The following is a 19,842-nucleotide window of genomic DNA, read 5'->3' on the forward strand; positions in this document are numbered from 1 at the left end:
GATCGGAGCCCACTCTTGAACGTGAGCGCACACTCGCGCCTTTTCGGTTTCAGGTTCACCGGTCCCACGCTTGCCGCGATTCTGATGACGACGGGTTGCGCGAGCGCCACCAAGTCCCGTGCGCCGCGCGTTCCCGTGGCGGTGGCGCGCGCCGAGTCGCGCTCCGTGCCGCTCACCCTCGCCGCCACCGGCACGGTCGAGCCGATTCAGACTGCCGCGGTGGGTTCGCAGGTCGGCGGCGTGGTCACTCGTGTCGCCTTCCGCGAAGGCGACGAGGTCGGCCAGGGCCAGGTGCTGTTCGAGCTCGACCCCCGGCCGTTCCGGGCCGCCCTCGAGCAGGCGGAGGCCACGCTCCAGAAGGATCGCGCCCAGTACGAGAGCGCGCGGCTCGAAGCCGATCGTGCCGCCAAGCTGGTCGACCAGAACCTGATTTCGCAATCGGAATGGGACCAGGACCGCGCCACTGCCGAAGCCGCCGCGGCCTCGGTGCGCGCCGACTCCGCGGCGGTGATCACGGCGCGGCTGAATCTCCAGTACGCCTCGATCGAGGCGCCGATCTCGGGCAAGACCGGGCAGCTGATGGTGCATGTCGGCAACCTCATCAAGGCCGCCACCAGCGACCCGCTGGTGGTGATCAATCAGATCCACCCGGTCCGGGTGCATTTCACGGTGCCGGTCGGCGACGTGCCGCTGGTGCAGCGCTATCGCGACAACCATCCGATGGTCGAGGTGCGCATCCCCGATTCCGACACCACGGTCCGCCGGGGCGCGTTGGTGTTCGTCGACAACGCGGTGGACGCCACCACCGGAACCTTGTTGCTGAAGGGTGAGTTCGAGAATCGAGACCGGGCGCTGGTGCCGGGACAGTTCGTGGACGTGCAGCTGGTGCTCGACGTGCAGAAGAACAAGGTGGTGGTTCCCGCTCCCGCGGTGAGCCGCGGCCAGCAGGGCGCGTTCGTCTACGTGCTCAATGCGGATTCCACGGTCGCGCCGCGTCCCGTCCAGGTGGAGCGTTCGACCGACGAGCTGGCGGTGCTGGCCGGCGGCGTGGAGCCGGGCGAAACGGTGATCACCGACGGTCAGCTGCGCCTGTCGCCAGGCGCGAAAGTCTTGGTGAGAGCCGCGAAAGGCGGTACGCCATGAACCTCTCGGCCCTCTTCATCCAGCGCCCGGTCATGACCACGCTGGTCATGATCGGCGTGCTGCTGTTCGGCATCGTCGGCTACACCCAGCTGCCGGTGAACGATCTGCCGAACGTGGACTACCCGGTCATCTCGGTGAACGCCAACCTCTCCGGCGCGAGTCCGGAAACCATGGCCTCGGCGGTGGCGACCCCGCTCGAAAAGCAGTTCACGACCATCGCCGGCCTCGATGCCATGACCTCGTCGAGCGCCCTGGGCACGACCAGCATCACCCTGCAGTTCACGCTCGATCGCAGCATCGATGCGGCCGCGCAGGACGTCCAGTCGGCGATTGCCAAGACGCTGCGCTCGCTGCCCACCGGCATCGTGCCGCCCTCCTATCAGAAGGTGAATCCCGCCGATCAGCCGATCCTCTACCTGGCGCTCACCTCGCCGCTGCTGTCGCTCCAGCAGCTCGACGGTTACGCCGAGAACATCCTGTCGCAGCGGATCTCGATGGTGTCCGGGGTGGCGCAGGTGTCGGTGTTCGGGGCTCAGAAGTTCGCGGTGCGGATTCAGATCGACCCGCGTGCGCTCGCCTCGCGAGGCATTTCGCTCGAGCAGGTGTCGGACGCGATCAACAACGCCAACGTCAACCTGCCGACCGGCATCCTGTGGGGGCCGAATCGAACCGCCACGGTGCAGGCCAACGGCCAGCTCTCGAACGCGAAAGAGTTCGGCGAGGTGGTGGTGGCGGTGCGGAACGGCGCCCCGGTGCGGCTGCGCGATCTGGGCGACGTGCGGGACGACGTCCAGAACAACAAGGTGGCGAGCTGGTACCACGGCGAGCGTGCCATCGTGCTGGCCGTCCAGCGCCAGCCCGGCACCAACACCGTCGCGGTGGCGGGCGCGGTGCTCCAGCTGCTGGACCGGCTCCGACCGCAGTTCCCGGCCTCGGTCGAGATCCACACGCTCTATGACCGTTCGGAGTCCATCCGCCGCTCGGTGAGCGACGTTCAGTTCACCCTCCTGCTCACGCTGGTGCTGGTGGTGCTGGTGATCTTCCTGTTCCTGCGCAATCTGCCGGCCACCGTGATTCCGAGTCTCGCGCTCCCGCTCTCGGTGGTCGGCACGTTCGCGGTCATCAAGCCCCTTGGTTACAGCCTCGACAACCTGTCGCTGATGGCGCTCACCCTGTCGGTGGGCTTCGTTGTGGATGACGCCATCGTCATGCTCGAGAACATCCACCGGCACATGGAAATGGGGAAGCCGCCCATGCGCGCGGCGCTCGACGGCTCGCGCGAGATCGGCTTCACCATCCTCTCGATGACCGTCTCGCTGGTGGCGGTGTTCATTCCGGTGCTCCTGATGGGCGGGCTGCTCGGCCGGCTGTTCCACGAGTTCGCGGTCACCATCAGCGTGGCGATCCTGGTGTCAGGATTCGTCTCGCTGACGCTGACCCCCATGCTGTGCAGCCGGTTCCTCAAGCTCGACCACGCCAGCGGCCATGGCCGTACGTACCAGGCGATCGAGGGCGCCTACGACCGCTCGCTGGCCTTTTACGAGCGAACGCTGCGCTGGGTGATGGACCACCGCCGTACCGCCCTGGCGTTCTCGCTGGGCATCCTGCTCGGCACCGTGGTGTTGTTCATGATCGTGCCCAAGGGATTCATTCCGAGCGAGGACACCGGTCGCATCAGCGGCACCACCGAGACCGCCGAAGGCACCTCGTTCGACGCGATGGTCACGCACCAGCGCGAAATCGCGGCGGTCATTTCGCAGGATCCGAACGTCGAGACCTTCATGTCCTCGGTAGGCGCGGGCGGGCCGACCTCCTCGGTCAATCAGGGCCGCCTGCTCCTGCGCCTCAAGCCCCGTAACCGGCGCAAGCTCTCGGCCGACGACATCATCCGCGAGCTGCAGCCGAAGCTGGCGCGCGTGCCGGGGATCCGCGTGTACCTGCAGAACCCGCCTTCGATCAGCGTCGGGGGACGTTCGTCGAAGAGCCAGTACCAGTTCACGCTCCAGACCTCGGACATCAACGAGCTCTACGACAGCTCGAACCAGCTGCTGGCCAGGCTCCAGGACGTTCCACAGCTGCAGGACGTGACCAGCGACCTGCAGATCAAGAACCCGCAGGTGTCGGTCAATATCGATCGCGACCGGGCGGCGGCGCTGGGCGTCTCGGCGAACGACATTGAGCAGGCGCTCTACGACGCCTACGGGTCGCGACAGGTTTCCACGATCTACACCGCCGACGACCAGTACTGGGTCATCCTCGAGCTGAAGCCGGAATTCCAGCGTGATCCCACCGCACTCGGCAACCTCTACGTGCCGTCGAAGAATGGGGATCTGGTCCCGCTCGGCGCGGTCGCCACGCTTGCTTCCGACGTTGGTCCCCTGACCGTGAACCACCAGGGCCAGTCCCCGGCGGTGACGATCTCGTTCAATCTGAAGCCCGGCGCCTCCCTGGGCGCGGCGGTGGACGCGGTGCAGCGAGTGGCCCGCGAAACGCTGCCTTCCAACGTCAACACCAACTTCAGCGGCACCGCCCAGGTCTTCCAATCGAGCCAGCAGGGTCTGTTGTGGCTGTTGCTGCTGGCGGTGCTGGTGATCTACCTGGTGCTCGGCATCCTGTACGAGAGTTTCATTCACCCACTCACGATTCTCTCGGGTCTCCCGTTCGCGGGCTTCGGCGCGCTCCTCACGCTGGTCATCTTCCGCACCGACCTCAGCATCTATGCGTTCGTCGGCGTGATCATGCTGATCGGACTGGTGAAGAAGAACGCGATCATGATGATCGACTTCGCGCTCGACGCCGAGCGCGAGCAGGGCAAGTCGGCGCGGGAAGCGATCATCCAGGCATGCACCGTCCGCTTCCGGCCGATCATGATGACCACCATGGCGGCCCTGATGGGCACCTTGCCGATCGCGGTCGGCCTCGGCGCCGGCTCGGAATCACGCCGGCCGCTCGGGCTCGCGGTGGTCGGCGGACTCGCCTTCTCGCAGGTCGTCACGCTCTACGTGACGCCGGTTTTCTATACCTATCTCGACGCCTTCCAGCGCCGGCTCTCGCGTGGTCGCTCGGCCCCGCGCCACCGCGCCGGCTCGAGCAGCGAACGCGTGGAGCAGCCCCAGGTTCAGTCGGCCGGCTAGGCGGTTCCGGCCTCCGGCCCCAGGGGCGCGTCCCGATCCCGCAGGACCGGGGCGCGCCTTTCCCTATCCCGCAAGCGATCTCTCAAGTTTCGCGGCGGGGTTCCGATACCGACTGGGCAGTCCGCGGCACCGTCGTTCGCCCCCTACCGATCGGCCCGGGAACCCCGCATGTCGGCGCCCCCCTCCAGTCCGCGCAAGAACATCACGCAGATCCTGATCGAGGCCGGCGTGGTGACCGAGCCGCAGGTCCAGGCCGGACTCGAGCGGCAACGCGCCACCGGCAAGCGCATCGGCGAGACCCTGGTCGAGCTCGGCTACGTCTCCGAGGAGGACATCGCCTGGGCGCTGGCGCGCCAGCTCGGTCTCTCGTTCGTGGACGTACGCGCCGACACCCTCGATCCCGAGCTGGTGAAATCGTTTCCCGAATCCACGCTGCGCCGGCTGCAGGTGGTGCCGCTGGTCCGTTCCGATGAACAGCTGGCGCTGGCCGCCGCGGACCCCACCGACCCTGATCTGGTGCGGGAGCTGGAGCGTCTGACCGGCGTCGCGGTGTCGTGCGTGGCTTCGACTCCGAGCGCCATCGAGCGGGCACTCGACGCGGTGTGGGGCTCGCGGCACTCGCGCCGGTCGCATCCGGCCCCCGCGCCGCCGCTCGCGCAGGCGGCGAAGGGCGCGGCACCCCACTTCGACGTGGTGTGGGACAAGTCAGGCGACACCTTCTTTCAGTTCCATCTCAGCCGCGCGACGAGCGCCGGCGCGCACGAAGTGCATTTTCTGGGCTCTCAGAGTTCCCTGCGCGTGCTCCATCGTGTCGGCGCCGTGCTCCAGAAGGTCGCCGACGAACCCGCTCAGCTCGCCGAGCTGGTGCTGGCGCGGCTCGAATCGCTGGGGATGCCGCCCGCCGGGGAGGGGAGCAGCCATCGCGTGCAGGCGCTCGAGTGCGAGATCGGCGGGATGGAGGGCGAGATCCTGGCTTCGCGGCTGGTGACGAACGGCCGGCTCTCCGTGACGGTCCGGTTGCTGCGCGACCCGACCGACCACGCGACCCTCGATTCGCTCGGGCTCGAGGCGATCGACCTTGCCCGCCTGCGCGCGGTGGCGGCCGAGCCCGCCGGCCTGGTGCTGGTCTCGGGGCCGACCGGTTCGGGCTGCAGCACGACGCTCGCGGCGCTGCTCCGGGAGCTGCCGACCGAGGACCGGCGCTGGCTGGTGTTCGCGAACCACCATCGACGGTGGAACTCGGGATCCGGACTCGTCGAAGTCGTGAGCGGGCGGCTCGCGCGCCACTGGAGCGGCATCGCGGTCGTGCAGGGGGCCGACGGACTGGTGCTGGACGACGGCCTCAGCGGCAAGCGGGTGCGCCGCGTGCTGGGCAGCGCGACTCATGCGCGCTGGGTGCTGGCGCGCACCGACTGGGAAGAGCCATTCGCGCTGCTCGAGGCGATGAGCGCGACCCCCGAGGGGCGCGCATTGCTCTCGCGGCGCTGGCACGCCGTGATCCAACAGCGGCTGGTGAGCGTCGCGAACTCCGGCGGCGCCTCATCCGGCGGCGCGGCACGGCGAGCGGTGTTCGCGCCGCTGTTCGCGACCGATGCGATGCGCGCCGCGATCCTTCGCGGCGCGAACGCCGGAGAATTACGAGCGCTCGCTCAGGCCGACGGCTTCCGGTTGCTTCCCGACCGCGTTCGGGACCTGGTTGAGCGCGGCGAGCTGGATCCGGGCGACGCGGCGCGGGCGGTGAGCTGATGGCGATCGACCTCACCGCGATTCTCGCCTTCGCCAAGGACCAGGGCGCTTCCGACGTACACATCGTGCCCGGCATGGCGCCGGTGCTTCGCCTGCGCGGCGAGACCCGGCCGCTGGAAATGGCGCCGCTCTCACCCGATGCCACCCGGGCCGCGATCTACGACCTGATGAACGACGAGCAGAAGAAAGTGTTCGAAGAGCGCCACGACCTGGACTTTGCCTTCGAAATCCCCGGGCTCTCGCGCTTCCGCGCCAACGTGCTGGTGCAGCGGCAGGGCGTCGGCGCGGTGTTCCGGCTCGTGCCCTCGCAGGTGAAGTCGCTCGAGGAGCTGGCGATGCCGCCGGTGCTGCAGCAGCTCTCCCAGCTCGAGCGCGGGCTGGTGGTGGTGACGGGCCCGACCGGATCGGGCAAATCCACCACGCTGGCGGCCATGGTGGACTGGATCAATTCGAACGAGCGGCTGCACATCCTGACCATCGAAGACCCGATCGAATTCGTGCATCAGCCGAAGAAGTCGGTGGTGACCCAGCGCGAGGTCGGCCCGCACACGCAGTCGTTCAGCAACGCACTGAAAGCCGCGCTGCGCGAGGATCCCGACGTGATCCTGGTCGGCGAGTTGCGCGATCTCGAGACCACCCAGCTGGCGATCACCGCCGCCGAGACCGGGCACCTGGTGTTCGGAACCCTGCACACCAACTCGGCGTCGAAGACGATCGATCGAATCATCGACATATTTCCGTCGGGTCAGCAGGCGCAGGTGCGCACGATGCTCTCGGAATCGATCGAGGGCGTGGTGGCGCAAACCCTGCTGCCCGCCAAGGACGCCAAGGGCCGGGTGGCGGCGCTCGAGGTGCTGGTGGGGGTGCCGGCGCTGCGCAATCTGATTCGCGAGGACAAGACCGCGCAGATCCTCTCGGTGATCCAGACCGGCGCGCAGCACGGCATGATCAGCCTCGATCAGCACCTGCGCGAGTTGGTGATGCAGGGCCGCCTCGCCCGCGAGGTGGCGATGAAGCGCTCTTCGAATCCCAAGCTGTTCGAGCAGCCGGCGCCGACCTCGACGGTCTCGGCCGGAGTCGGTTCCGGCTTCGAGCCCGCAACGCCGGCCGCGGGCGTGGCGGCGCGCCCGCCTGCGGCGCCGGCGGCCGGCGCTCCCCGCCCTGCGGCTCCGTCTGCGGCCGGCGCGGCTCGTCCGGTGGCTCCACCCGCGGCTCGCCCGCCCGCCACCGGCGGCATGGGGCCGCCGACGCCCCCCAAGAAACCGGGATTCTTCGGCCGATGACGCTCGACGAACTGCTGCGACAGGTCCGCGAGCGCCAGGGTTCGGATCTCTATCTCACCGCCGAGGCGCCGGCCCTGGTGCGGGTGGACGGCGCCACGATCGCGGTGACCGAGCGTCCGGCCACCGCCGACGAGGTCGAAGCGCTGATTCGCGCCGCGCTCTCTCCCGCCGACCAGGCGGAGTTCGAGCGGACCCACGAGCTCAACACCGCGCGCATGATCAAGGGCGTCGGGCGTTTTCGACTCAATGTCTTCAGGCAGCGTGGCCAGGTCGGGCTGGTCGCGCGCATCATTCCGATCCGGCTGCCGACCGCGGACGAGCTGGGCCTGCCGAAGGCGCTGCTCGGGCTGGTGATGCAGAAGCGCGGTCTGGTGTTGGTGACGGGTGCCACCGGCGCCGGCAAGTCCACCACGCTGGCGGCGTTGGTCGATCATCGCAACCGGAACACCCGCGGCCATATCCTGACGATCGAAGACCCGATCGAGTTCGTGCACGAACATCAGGGCTGCGTGATTACGCAGCGCGAGGTGGGCGTCGACACCGCCTCGTTCGCCGCGGGCCTGAAGAGCGCCCTGCGCCAGGCGCCCGACGTGATCCTGATCGGCGAGATGCGCGACTCCGAGACGGTCGAGGCGGCGATGCACTTTTCGGAGACCGGGCATCTGGTCCTCGGAACGCTGCACGCCAACAACGCGAATCAGGCGGTGGAGCGATTCCTGAACTTCTTCCCGGCCGAGCATCAGGCGCAACTTTACGCGCAGCTCGCGCTCAACCTGCGCGGCATCGTGTCGCAGCGGCTGATTCCGCGAACCAGCGGCGAGGGCCGCGTCGCCGCGATCGAGGTGATGCTGAACACGCCGCGCGTCGCCGATCTCATCGCCAAGGGGGAGATCGGGGCCTTGAAGACCGCCATCGAGGACAACGCGCTGGACGGCTCGCAGTCGTTCGATCAGGCCCTGTTCGAGCTCCTGCGCCGCGGCGAGATCACGCAGGATGAGGCGCTGCGACAGGCGGACAGCGCCAACAATCTGCGCCTGCGTATCAAGATGTCGGCCGGCGGCGCTCCCGCCACGGGCGCGCCCCAATTCGCGATTCGCAAGGAAGAAGACGAGGCGGCGTAGGCTCTCCTCCACGCCGGCAGGGGCGGGCGATTCCCGCGCCCGCCCGAGACGCCCGGTCCACACCCCGGGGCATTCATGAAGGGAAAGCGCCTGGCCGCCGGCCAGGCACGCACATCCCGACACGTCTGGCGATCGCCGCAGGCCCACAATTCTCAACTCGCCGGCATCTCCAGCGCCTCACGCGACATCCAATGCCGCGCGGGAGCAGTGTCGCACGCCGTCGCGCTCTTGATGGAATCGAGCGAATCATTGCCGGGGAGAGGCTCATGGCCACGAAGGTCGGCGTACTCGGATCGGGAAAAGTCGGCGAAGTTCTGGCGAACGGCTTTCTGAAGCATGGCTACGAGGTGATGCGAGGAAGCCGCGACCCGGCCAAGCTCGCCGCCTGGAAATCGGGAGCCGGAGCGAGCGCTTCGACCGGCACCATGGCCGACACCGCGAGATTCGGCGAGATCGTGGTGCTCGCCGTGAAGGGCACCGCCGCCGAAGACGCCGTCCGGCAAGCCGGCCCCGCAAGTCTCGCCGGCAAGGTCGTGATCGACGCCACCAATCCGATTGCCGACGCGCCGCCCACCAACGGCGTGCTCCACTACTTCACGACGCTCGAGCAGTCACTGATGGAACGCCTGCAGCGCCTCGCCCCCGACGCGCGGTTCGTCAAGGCGTTCAATTCGGTGGGCAACGCCTTCATGGTCAATCCCGACTTCGCCGGCATCAAGCCAACCATGTTCATCTGCGGCAACGACGCCAATGCCAAGGCCCGGGTGCAGGACGTGCTGGCGAAATTCGGCTGGGAGTGGCAGGACATCGGCGGCGTCGAGGGCGCTCGCGCCATCGAGCCGCTGTGCATCCTGTGGTGCGCGCCGGGATTCAACAGCGGCCAGTGGAATCACGCCTATAAAGTCTTGAGAAAGTAGTTCCCGGCCTTGTCTCTCGGGAAGTAAGCGCGCGGGTTCGGGCGCGCCGGCCGCTACTTCCTGAGCTTTCCCCACTCCGCGCCAAGGCGTGAGAGCAACACCGCCGCGCGCTTCGCCTGGCTCTGCAACGTATTCAGGCGCGCGGTCTCGCCGGGCGAGTGCGCGCCGTCGCCCTTGAGCCCGACGCCGTCCATCGCCATCCCGACATGGAAGGCGGTGAACGAGACGTCGGCGGCGCCGGCCCGCATGGGGTCGCTGGCTTCGACCGGACCGAATCCGAGATCCCGGCTGGCCTGGTCGTAGAGCGAGAGCATCTGCCGGTTGCCGTCGGTCGGGGACAGCGGCGGATACTCTTCGTCGAACGTCAGGGTCGCACGGGTGCGCGGCAGATGCGCGGCGACGATCGCATTCATGGTCTGCTTCACGCGCTCGCGCTGATCGATGGCGAGAGCACGCAGATCGCCGTGCGCGATCGCGCTGTCGGCGACCACGTTGTTCTTGCCGAACGCAGTGCCGCGGCTGGCGACCGAATCCCAGGCCACCTCGGTGCCGCCGAGAATCGTGCCGGGGCTGAAGGTCAGATTCGGCTGCGCCTGCAGCGAATCCCGGAAGGTCTCGAGGATCCGCACCGCCTCGAAGATCGCGCCGGCACCCACGTCGTCGCGGAAGATCTGCGACGAATGGTAGGTCGTGCCGCCGGTCGCGAGCGTCCACGAGCTCGAGCCACGCCGCGCCACCACCGCGGTGCGCGGATCCCCGGAGCCGTCCTCGAAGCCAATGGCGACGTCGGCGGTCTCAGCGAGTTGATGCAGATCTCGGCGAGCGAGGTCGAGCGGCAGGCCGGCCCGCTCCTCGTCGCCGCCCAGATAGACGCTGAGGTTCATGTGGTCGAGCGCGCCGGTCGATTTCAGCGCCTGGAGCGCGAGCAGCATCACCACGTCGCCACCCTTCATGTCACAGACGCCCGGGCCACTCGCCGTCGAATCGGTGAGCTTCTCGTAACGCTGGAACGGGCTGTCCTTCTCGAACACCGTGTCGATGTGCCCGATCAGCAGGATGTGGGGAACGGCCATCGTGTCCTGACTCGCGCCCTTGATGTCTCGCACTCCCGGGCGCCGGCGAGCCGGTTCCGGTCGTGCGGCCGCGCGCTTCGCGATCAGATTGCCGGCGCGATTCCAGCTCGAGCCGTCACTCCATTCCGTCGTGAAGCCGAGCTTCTGCAGCTCGGGCTCGAACATCTTCCCCACTTCGCGCACGCCCTCGAAATTCATGGTGCCGCTGTTCTGGTTGACGGCGCGCTCGAGCAGCGCAAATGCCGCCGGCAGCCCCTTGTCCACAGCTTCCACCAGCTTCTTTTCGTCGCCCGAGAGGGCCGTCGGCGCCAGCTCTTTCTCCTTCGGGGCCGAGGCGCTCTGCTTGCGCGGCGCGGAAATCGAGGCGCCGGCCTGCGCCTGGGGCACCGCCGCGATCACGACGAGCGCCGCGGTCAGGAGAACCCCGAGCGAATGGCCTGCGGGCGTGGAACGCACGTGGTTCGCGCGCCCCGAGTGGGTGCGCCGATCCTCTGAGTCTGGAGTCATGGCCGGGCATCATGCCCGCTTGCCGCATCCCTAGTCCAGCGCCTAACCTGAGGCTCACTGCGAGGTCCCATGCTGCTCAACGTCCCCACGGCGCCGGGCGAGTTCCTCGACCGGCTCACGATTCTCGAAATCAAGTCCGAACGCATTCGCGACGCGGCGAAGCTCGCCAACGTGCGGCGCGAGCTGGAGCTGATGCGCGCCACCTGGGCGGCCTCGCCCCTCTCGAAGCGCGATGTCGCGAAGCTGGTCGCCGAGTTGAAGAGCGTGAACGAGACGCTGTGGGAGATCGAGGATCGCATCCGGCGCAAGGAGGCCGAGCGGGTGTTCGACTCGGACTTCGTCGAGCTGGCGCGCTCGATCTATCGCACCAACGATCGCCGCGCGGCGATCAAGCGCGAGCTGAACGTCGCGCTTGGCTCGGAAGTGCTCGAGGAAAAGTTCTACACGCCGTACTAGCCGGCGGCGCCGGTTACTTCACCGAGAACGGCAGCGAGAGATCGGTGGTGTCCCAGCGCAGGTGGAGCACGCCGGCTTGGGGACGGTTCGGCACCGTGGCGATCCCGATCGTGAAGATCTCGAGCGGGGACTTCATCGAGCTGCGAGTGAGGGGAAACTGCGCCACATCCCGTGCGGGATCGTGCTCGGTGCCCCACTGGCCGGTCTGCGAGTTGAACACCAGCGCGTACTCATCGCCGGTGACGCGCGTCCACAGCGTGTACTTGCCCGCCGCCAGCGTCCGGCCGTCGATCACGAGATCGCGATCGGTCCAGAACTGGGTGGCGGCATTGGCGCCGGTGCGCCACAGCGTGTCGCCCAGCACGCCGTGATCGAAGATCACGCGCCCGCGCTTCGAAGGACGTCCGTAGTCCAGCTTGAGGTCGGCCACGCCGATCGACACCCGCAGCGTGTCGCGCGAAGAGACCGCCGGACCGAAGGCGCCGCCCTTCGCGTCCACCGCGGCGAAGTGCGCGGCGATCGCGTTGAGATCCGCGTCGGCCACGCGTTGCACGGTGTGCTTGATGGTGCTGGTCGTGGCATCGAGCTTCTGCAGCCGGCCCCGCGCATCGGCCAGGAGCAGGTAGCGGCCGGGCGGGAGAACGGTGCGTACCGTGTCACCGCCGCCGCGAGTCGCCGAGAACCGGCCGGTCGCGCCGCCCACCGGGCCGACGAGATTCAGGCCCATGGTGTCGCGCCCCGACCGGCGCAGCCCGGCGAGCCACAGCTCGAACAGGCCGTAGGAGTCGGGCATCGAGAGGAACGCGTGCGCCAGCGGCCAGCTGCGCATCACCAGGGTGTCGCGCTTCTCCCCCGCGTACATCGAGTCGGGGGTGGCGCGAACGAAGATCGTGCGCGGCGTGCCGTTCACTCCCGGCGGCGGACCGAAGGTGAAGATCGCGTGATCGGGCGAGCCGTCGGGGCGAAGCGACACCACGTAGTCGAACACCGTGGTGCGCGGGACGCGCCGCACCACTTTGCCGGTCATGTGGTCGGCGAACCGCTGGATCTTCTCGACCGAAATGGTGTCGGTGCCGAGCCGGGTGATGAATACGCCCGAACTGACCGCCTGCTCCGCCGAAGGCATCGGCGCGTTCTGCGCGGTGGCCAGCGAGACCACCAGCATGGCCGCAAACATCATCGCCCCCCTGCGAGCGCTACGCCCGCTTCGCCACCGCTTCGCCGAGCCGCTCGATGTCGGCGGGCTCGATGTAGACCTGTGCCGAGATCCGGAGCCAGACCCGCCCCCGGATCGCGTGGACCTGCACTTCGATTCGATCTTCGAACAGCAGCGCGTCACGGAGCCGCTGGGCATCTTCTCGAGTGCTGCCGATCGAGGATGGCGCCGGCACCGTGATCATCGCCGCGATCATGGACTCGGGCGTTTCCACCGTGGTGCCCCAGCGCCGCGTGAGGATGCGGCCGGTCTCCATGGCCAGCGCGTGCTGATACCGGCGCATCTCGTCGAGGCCCAGGTCGCGCATGAATTCGAGGCCGGCCGGCGCGGCGAGGTAGGAAGTGTTGTCGCGCGTGCCGACCATCTCGAACTCTTCGAGGAAACCCTTGCCGTAGCCCCAGGAGATGACGCTCGGGTGAAGCCCGGCCTGGCGGTCGGCCCGCGCCCACAAGAACGCGCAGCTCCGCGGCGCGCACGCCCATTTGTGGAGATTGGCCACGTACCAATCGACGCCCAGCGACGGCACGTCGAGGTCGAGCTGACCGGGCGCGTGCGCCGCATCCACCAGCATCGCGACGCCACGGGCACGGCAGCGCTCGGCGATCGCGCGAATCGGCATGACCAGCGCGGTCTCGGACGTGATGTGATCGACGACCAGCAGCCGGGTGCGCGGTCCGATTGCGGCGGCGATGGTCTCGACGCAGGTCGCGGGATCCCCGACCGGATAGGGCATCTCGATGCTGCGCACGGTGGCGCCGCGCAGCTCGGCGGCGTGGCGGGCGGCATGGGTGACCGCGCCGTAGTTGAGCTCGGTCACCAGGCATTCGTCGCCGCGCTCGAACGGGAACGAGTGCAGCACGGCGTTCGCGCCGGTGGTGGCGTTCTCGACGAACACGACGTCCTCGGGCCGCGCGCGAATGAACTCGGCCACCGGTCGCATGGCGACGCGTAGCCGCGGCGGTTCCTTGCGCGCCGGGCTCTGCCCCATCGACAGCTCGCGCAGCAGGAAGCGCGCCGGTTCGCGCTCGATCTCGTCGCGGAGGTGCTGCTGCGTTTCGAGCACGCGCCTTGGCGTGACGCCCACCGTGCCGTGATTGAGGTAGAGCATCGCCGGGTCGAGCGGCCACAGGTCGCGCACCGCGCGCCCGAAGCGCGCCGGGGCGTCTTTCTGGAGGGTCATGGGAGATCCCGGGTCGAAGTGTCGAGCTGGCCGTGCGCCGCCAGCATCCGAAGCGGCACTCTAGCGCATCTGGGAGGCCGCGGCCTCGGCCCCGGCCTCATCGCTCGGAGGTTTGCCTTGGCGGATCCCGCGCCAACAGCACCATCGCCAGAGCGTAGACCGCCCCGGCACCCAGCAGCACCGCGCTGAAGTTCATGAGCATCGCCCCGAGCACCGCCGCCACCGAACCGATCACGCTGCCACAGCCGTTGGCCGCCCAGCCCCACGCGATGATTCCGGGCGCGCGTCCGCCCAGCCGCCGCACCGCGAGCGGGAACGGCATGCCCATCACGAATGCCAGCGGCGCGATCACCAGCAGCGCCGCGCCGGCGCGCACCGGCAGCGCCAGCGGCAGCCACAGCGGCACGAGCCTCGGCAGCACCACCGCCACGAACCCGATCGAGACCAGCAGGGCGCCAAGCAACGGCATCGCGAGCCCCGGACCCGCCGGCCGCCGATCCACCCAGCCCGCGCCGAGTCCCGAGAACAGCAGAATCGCGAACAGCACCAGCGTCACCGAGTAGGTCGGATGGCCGAGCAGCAGCGCCAGCCGCTGCATCAGCACGACTTCGACCGCGATATAGGCGACCCCGAGCGCCAGGAAGTACGCCAGCCATCGCCAGCGCTGCGCAGGCGGCGCCGCGCCCGCGAGCAGCGGCACCGCCAGCAATCCCGCCGACAGCACCACCGCCAGCGCCAGCGCCGTGAGCAGCACGATCTGGGCGACCGGGATCGCCAGCGGCTCGAGGAAGCCGCGGCCGGTGAAGTGGCGCAACGCGCCGAGCCGGACGCGACTCCAGCGCGTCATCTGGAAGAAGAACGGGCTGTCGTCGGAGACCGGCGCGAGCGCGAAATCGGTGGCGGTATAGAAGCTCCTCGGATCGCGCGTGCCGAGGAACGCGCCGAAGAAGCTGGTGTCGGACGGGGCCAGGGGATCGTGCTGGAGCTGGCGTTGCGGATCGGCGGCGACGAAGGCGCGCGCCGCGGACACATCGGCGTCGGTCAGCGGCTCGGGGCTCACCAGCACCAGCGAGCGAAGCCGCTCCTCGATCACCATGACGTGACGCGAGGGTTCCCGCACTCCACGCCGCTCGAGCGCCGCGCGGATCAGCGAGACCAGGCGCGGCGCCTCGTAATACCAGCGGGTGATGGCGAGCAAGCCGTGGGGCGCGAGGTGATCGAGGAACGTGCTCATCGCTTCGACGGTGTAGAGGTAGTTCTCGGACAGGCTGTAGGCGCCCGACGCGCTCGCCGCCCAGGTGTCGATGAGCGTGATCTGGATCACGTCCTGGCGCGCGCGGCTCCTGGCCATCCAGCTCCGCCCTTCGTCGCGCACCAGTGTCACGCGCGGATTGGCGAACGCGTAGGCCACCGTCTCGCCATAGCGATGTGTGACCAGGTCGATGATCACCGGATTGATCTCGACCGCGGTGATGCGCGCGGCGTCCAGCGCCAGCGCGTTCTGCACGTCGATGCCGCCGCCCGAGCCGATCACCACCACCGAGCCGCCGCGGCGCAGGGCATAGGGCAGCGCGCTCACGTCGGCGAGAGCCGTGGCGGCGGTGCGCGGCGGCGCGATCGGGGTGGCGGCGCCGGCGTCGAGGAAGATCATCGGCGAAGCGTTCGGGCGATCCACCACGTCCACGCGCGCCAGCGGGCTCCAGGTCGTCGAGGCCAGCCGCCCGCCGCGATCACGAACCTCCTGCACCACCGGTTTGCTGTCGTCGAGCCGCACGTCGGGCAGCAACGCGGGCCAGAGCAGCAGCGGCAGGTGGAGCAGCGCGACGCCGCCGCTGAGCATCCGCGCGCGTCCGGGCGGCGCCATCAGCCAGGCGGCGATCGCCCCGAGCGCCGCCGAGAGCGCGATCGCGCCGCGGGCGCCGAGTGCCGGCAGGGCCACGAACACCAGCAGCGTCCCCAGCGCGGCGCCGGCCAGATCGAACGCATAGAGCCGGCCGGCGCGCTCGGGCCAGCGGCCGAGCACGCGTGCCACCGTCGAGCCGAAGAAGAAGAACGGCAGCGCCAGCAGCAGGTCGTCGAGCAGGAACCACAGCACCTGCGCCGGCTGCTGCAGGATGCGGAACGGGGAGAACGGGATGACGCTCGCCCCGAGATGGGCGCCGATCGCGGTGAGCGCGAACAGCAGCGGCGCCGCCCACGGCATGGCCGAGGCGCGCGAGCCGGACGTCGCCGATCGGCGATCGGCGATCGCCATCGCGACCCCGCTCGCGCCGATGCCGAACAGCGCGACCGAGACGACCAGGAAGGCGAAGTGGTACCAGATCGCGGCCGAGAAGATGCGGACGAAGGTGACCTGGAACAGCAGCGCCCCGGCGGAGAGCGCGAACAGTCCGGCGTAGGCGCGGCGCGGCGGATTCAGCGCCGCATCGGCAGGCGTGACCGCCACGGCACTCCCGCGAGTAGTCAGTGGTGGGAGTGGCCCTCGTGCGATTGGGACTTGGACAAGATCTGCTCGCGCTTCCTGCTCAGGAGGCCGACTGCGACGAACAGCACCACCAGCACCGTGACCCAGAACGCGGCGTAGACCGAAAACACCTTCTGGAGCGCGGGGACGAGCCCCGGTTCGGCTTCGAGCAGCACGTGGGATTCCCTCCCTGTGGATCCAGCGGCAGGAGACTCGGACAGGCGCCACGCAGTCTAGCGAGGCTTGACGCTTCCCGCCAGCCGGTTGGGTGCAGTAGATTTCCCGCATGAGCCACTACCTTGAGACCCGACGCAAGCGCGTCGCCGACGCCTGGAATCTCACCGACGAGTTCGTGCTGCTCGGGGCCGGCGAGCCGATCGGGATTCCCGGCGGCGCCGACCAGACCTATCCCTTTGTCGCCCACTCCGACTACTTCTATCTCACCGACCGCGAAACCGTCGGCGGCGTGCTGGCCTTCGATCCCAAGGAAGGCTGGACCGACTTCGTTCCCGACGTCACCGAGGCCGAGCGGATCTGGGAAGGGCGCACCGATTCGCCCGGGACGTCGCTGCAGATCCTGCCCGGCTGGCTGGCGGCGCGGCGCGGTCGGCCGCTGGTGATGCTCGGCGTCCCGCTGGCCGGCTTGCGCGGCGAGGCGGCGCGCACCGACGAGCTGGGCGAAGCGCTGATGCACGCGCGGCGTCCCAAGGACGCGGTCGAAATCGAGCGCATGAAGCGCGCGGCGGCGGCGACCGCGGCGGGCTTCGCGGCGGTCGAGCGGCTGATCCGCCCGGGCGCGAGCGAGCGACAGATCCAGATCGAGCTGGAGGCCGAGTTCTTCCGCCACGGCGGGGACCGGCCCGCCTACGGCACCATCGTCTCCGCCGGCTCCAACACCGCGGTGCTCCATTTCACGCCCGGTGGGCGCAAGCTGCGCGAGGGCGACCTGCTGATGATCGATGCCGGCGCCGAGGTGTCGCGTTACGCCGCCGACGTGACGCGCACCTGGCGCGCCGAGAGCGGCGCGTCGCCGGGCACCACCGATGCCGGTTTCTTCCGCGAGCTGTATCAGGTGGTGCTGGGAATCCTCGAGCGCGGCGTCGCCCGCTGCACTCCCGGCACCGAGTGGCGCGACGTCCATCTCGCCGCCTGCCGCGAGGTCGCCGAAGGCCTTGCGCATCTCGGGATTCTCAAGGGCTCGGCCGATTCGCTGGTCGAACGCGACGCGCACGCGCTGTTCTTCCCGCACGGGCTCGGCCACATGGTGGGGCTCGGCGTCCGCGACGCGAGCGGCTATCTGCGTGGCCGCGTGCGCAGCACCCGGCCGGGGCTCAAGAACCTGCGCACCGATCTGCCGCTCGAGCCGGGCTACGCGATCACCGTCGAGCCCGGCATCTATTTCATGCCGCCGCTCTTGAAGGACGCGGCGCGGCGTGCTCAGTACGCCGATGCGGTCGACTGGTCTCGGGTCGACGAGCTGCTCGAGTTCGGAGGCATCCGGATCGAGGACGACGTGCTGGTCACCGAGCAGGGTCCGGAGAACCTGACGGTCGCGATCCCGCGCGACCTCGCGCCGGTGCGGTAGCTCGCCGGCGCGGGCGCCCGGCCGCTCTCAAGCGTTGGCGTCGACCTTGGCGGCGTGGAGCCGCTGCTCGAGCGTCGCCAGCTCGTCGCTGAGCCCCTGCGGCAGGTGCTTGCCGAAGCGCTCGAAGTGCTCGCGGATCGCGATCAGCTCGCTGCTCCACGCCTCGATATCGACGCGCAGGAGCTGGTCGATCGCGCCGGGCGTGATCTTGAAATTGCTCGTGTCCAGCGCGCCGGGCGCGGGCACCAGGCCGATCGGGGTCTCGACCGCCTGCCCGCTGCCGGTCACGCGTTCGAACACCCACTTGAGCACGCGGCTGTTGTCGCCGTAGCCGGGCCACAGGAACTTGCCGTCGTCGCCCTTGCGGAACCAGTTGACGTGATAGATGCGCGGCAACTTCGTGGCGTCGGCGCGCGCCCCGATCCTGAGCCAGTGCGCGAAGTAGTCGCCCATGTGGTACCCGCAGAATGGGAGCATGGCGAACGGATCGAAACGCAGCGCGCCGACCTTGCCGGCGGCGGCGGCGGTGGTCTCGCTGCTCATGATCGAGCCGATGAACGTGCCGTGCTGCCACGAGCGCGACTCGTAGACCAGCGGCACCACCGTCGCGCGGCGGCCGCCAAACAGGATCGCCGAGATCGGCACCCCGTTCGGGTCCTCCCACGACGGCGAGATCACCGGACACTGGCGCGCCGGTGAGGTGAAGCGGGCGTTGGGATGCGCGGCCTTGCGGCCACTCTTCGGCGTCCAAGGGCGACGCAGCCAGTCGCTCAACTCGGCGGGCGGGGCTTCGGTCATCTCCTCCCACCAGATGTCCTGTTCGGCGGTGAGCGCGCAGTTCGTGAAGATCGAATTGCCGGCCATGGTCGCCATGGCGTTCGCATTGGTGCGCGAGCTGGTGCCCGGGGCGACGCCGAAGAAGCCGGACTCGGGATTGATGGCGTGGAGTCGGCCGTCAGGGCCGAACTTCATCCACGCGATGTCGTCGCCGATGGTCTCCACTTTCCAGCCCGGCAGCGTCGGCTGCAGCATGGCGAGATTGGTCTTGCCGCAGGCCGATGGGAAAGCTGCGGCAATGAAGATCTTGCGCCCCTCGGGATGGGTGAGTCCCAGGATCAGCATGTGCTCGGCGAGCCAGCCCTCGTCACGCGCCTGCACCGAAGCGATGCGCAGCGCATGGCACTTCTTGCCGAGCAGCGCGTTGCCGCCATAGCCCGAACCGAACGACCAGATCTCGCGGGTTTCGGGAAAGTGGGTGATGTACTTGTTGGCGGCGTTGCACGGCCAGGGAACGTCGGGAGCGTTGTCGGCCAGCGGTGCTCCGACCGAATGGAGCGCGCGCACGAACTCGCCATCGCCGCCCAGCGCTTCGAGCACCGTCTTCCCGACCCGAGCCATGATGTGCATGTTGGCGACCACGTACGGGGAGTCGGTCAGCTCCACGCCGATCTTGGCGATCGGCGAGCCGATCGGCCCCATGCTGTAGGGAATGACGTAGAGCGTCCGTCCCTTCATCGCGCCGGTGAAGAGCTGGGTCAGATGGGCGCGCATCTCGGTCGGCTCGCGCCAGTGATTCGTGGGGCCCGCCTCTTCCCGCGTCCTGGAACAGATGAAGGTGAATTCCTCGACTCGCGCCACATCGGCCGGGTCCGAGCGCACGAACACGCTGTTGGGACGCCGGTTGGAATCCAGCCACTGGGCCGTGCCGCCCTGCACCAGCAGCTTGAGCATCCGCTGGTATTCCTCGGGCGAGCCGTCGCACCACACCACCTGGTCGGGCTGGCAGAGCAGCGCCATGTCCCGAACCCAGGACTCGAGCCGCGAATGTGCCGTCATGATGGTGCGGCAGTCTAGCGGATGGGGTCTCGCCCGGAAAAGCCGGCCGGAAAAGGCGCTCCAGACCGACCGCCGGAGTGCCGAAAACTCCGTCGACCCCGCCGGGCCGGGCTCGACGGGGTCCACCCCCCTCTTCCAGGGATGGGAGTCTCTTTGGCCCTGTCACGACAGCTGCTCCTGA

The 19,842-nt window shown here is 68.9% G+C and carries 14 protein-coding genes; 8 read left to right on the forward strand and 6 right to left on the reverse strand.

Translation table 11 applies throughout. From position 1 onward, the window contains the following. The first annotated feature begins 84 nt into the window (after nucleotides 1–84). The 6 genes from VMJ70_10890 (at nucleotide 85) to VMJ70_10915 (ending at nucleotide 9,344) form a co-directional block, all read left to right on the forward strand. Nucleotides 85–1,143: an efflux RND transporter periplasmic adaptor subunit gene (locus VMJ70_10890; protein ID HTO91623.1), complete on the forward strand. Its 1,059-nt coding sequence runs from the start codon at nucleotides 85–87 to the stop codon at nucleotides 1,141–1,143. After that, nucleotides 1,140–4,277 (forward strand): efflux RND transporter permease subunit, encoded by a 3,138-nt coding sequence (locus VMJ70_10895; GenBank protein HTO91624.1) that lies wholly within the window; start codon nucleotides 1,140–1,142, stop codon nucleotides 4,275–4,277. Before VMJ70_10890 ends, VMJ70_10895 begins: the two co-directional genes overlap by 4 nt. Nucleotides 4,278–4,445: 168 nt before the next feature. Continuing rightward, nucleotides 4,446–6,023 carry an ATPase, T2SS/T4P/T4SS family gene (locus VMJ70_10900; protein HTO91625.1) on the forward strand — a complete coding sequence of 526 codons (1,578 nt, stop codon included), beginning with the start codon at nucleotides 4,446–4,448 and terminating at the stop codon, nucleotides 6,021–6,023. Beyond that, on the forward strand, nucleotides 6,023–7,306 hold the full coding sequence (locus VMJ70_10905) for a type IV pilus twitching motility protein PilT (protein HTO91626.1): 1,284 nt from the start codon (nucleotides 6,023–6,025) through the stop codon (nucleotides 7,304–7,306). The genes VMJ70_10900 and VMJ70_10905 overlap by 1 nt, the downstream gene beginning before the upstream one ends. Beyond that, nucleotides 7,303–8,427, forward strand: a complete 1,125-nt coding sequence (locus VMJ70_10910; GenBank protein HTO91627.1) for a PilT/PilU family type 4a pilus ATPase — start codon at nucleotides 7,303–7,305, stop codon at nucleotides 8,425–8,427. The genes VMJ70_10905 and VMJ70_10910 overlap by 4 nt, the downstream gene beginning before the upstream one ends. Before the next feature lie 266 nt (nucleotides 8,428–8,693). Continuing rightward, nucleotides 8,694–9,344, forward strand: coding sequence for an NAD(P)-binding domain-containing protein (locus VMJ70_10915; protein HTO91628.1), 651 nt, complete (start codon nucleotides 8,694–8,696; stop codon nucleotides 9,342–9,344). Nucleotides 9,345–9,397: 53 nt separating this feature from the next. Here VMJ70_10915 and VMJ70_10920 read toward each other — a convergent pair whose 3' ends face one another. Further along, nucleotides 9,398–10,924: a M20/M25/M40 family metallo-hydrolase gene (locus tag VMJ70_10920; GenBank protein HTO91629.1), complete on the reverse strand. Its 1,527-nt coding sequence runs from the start codon at nucleotides 10,922–10,924 to the stop codon at nucleotides 9,398–9,400. A gap of 69 nt (nucleotides 10,925–10,993) precedes the next feature. Here VMJ70_10920 and VMJ70_10925 point away from each other — a divergent pair, with 69 nt between their 5' ends. Beyond that, nucleotides 10,994–11,380 (forward strand): DUF6165 family protein, encoded by a 387-nt coding sequence (locus tag VMJ70_10925; protein HTO91630.1) that lies wholly within the window; start codon nucleotides 10,994–10,996, stop codon nucleotides 11,378–11,380. Between the two features lie 13 nt (nucleotides 11,381–11,393). Here the strand turns inward: VMJ70_10925 and VMJ70_10930 are convergent, their stop codons facing one another. From VMJ70_10930 to VMJ70_10945, 4 genes are all read right to left on the reverse strand, one after another. Next, nucleotides 11,394–12,560: a DUF2911 domain-containing protein gene (locus VMJ70_10930; GenBank protein ID HTO91631.1), complete on the reverse strand. Its 1,167-nt coding sequence runs from the start codon at nucleotides 12,558–12,560 to the stop codon at nucleotides 11,394–11,396. 16 nt (nucleotides 12,561–12,576) lie between these two features. Then, nucleotides 12,577–13,776, reverse strand: a complete 1,200-nt coding sequence (locus VMJ70_10935; GenBank protein HTO91632.1) for an aminotransferase class V-fold PLP-dependent enzyme — start codon at nucleotides 13,774–13,776, stop codon at nucleotides 12,577–12,579. Between the two features lie 97 nt (nucleotides 13,777–13,873). Next, nucleotides 13,874–16,222, reverse strand: a complete 2,349-nt coding sequence (locus tag VMJ70_10940) for a hypothetical protein (protein ID HTO91633.1) — start codon at nucleotides 16,220–16,222, stop codon at nucleotides 13,874–13,876. 17 nt (nucleotides 16,223–16,239) lie between these two features. Next, the gene (locus VMJ70_10945) at nucleotides 16,240–16,416 is read right to left on the reverse strand and encodes a hypothetical protein (protein HTO91634.1); all 177 of its coding nucleotides are present in this window, start codon (nucleotides 16,414–16,416) and stop codon (nucleotides 16,240–16,242) included. Between the two features lie 110 nt (nucleotides 16,417–16,526). Here VMJ70_10945 and VMJ70_10950 point away from each other — a divergent pair, with 110 nt between their 5' ends. Beyond that, nucleotides 16,527–17,825, forward strand: coding sequence for an aminopeptidase P family protein (locus VMJ70_10950; GenBank protein ID HTO91635.1), 1,299 nt, complete (start codon nucleotides 16,527–16,529; stop codon nucleotides 17,823–17,825). A gap of 27 nt (nucleotides 17,826–17,852) precedes the next feature. Here the strand turns inward: VMJ70_10950 and VMJ70_10955 are convergent, their stop codons facing one another. Continuing rightward, nucleotides 17,853–19,661, reverse strand: a complete 1,809-nt coding sequence (locus VMJ70_10955) for a phosphoenolpyruvate carboxykinase (GTP) (protein HTO91636.1) — start codon at nucleotides 19,659–19,661, stop codon at nucleotides 17,853–17,855. Nucleotides 19,662–19,842: the final 181 nt, after the last annotated feature.

Origin of the sequence: Candidatus Sulfotelmatobacter sp. (assembly GCA_035498555.1) — a bacterium.
Classification (GTDB): domain Bacteria; phylum Eisenbacteria; class RBG-16-71-46; order RBG-16-71-46; family RBG-16-71-46; genus DATKAB01.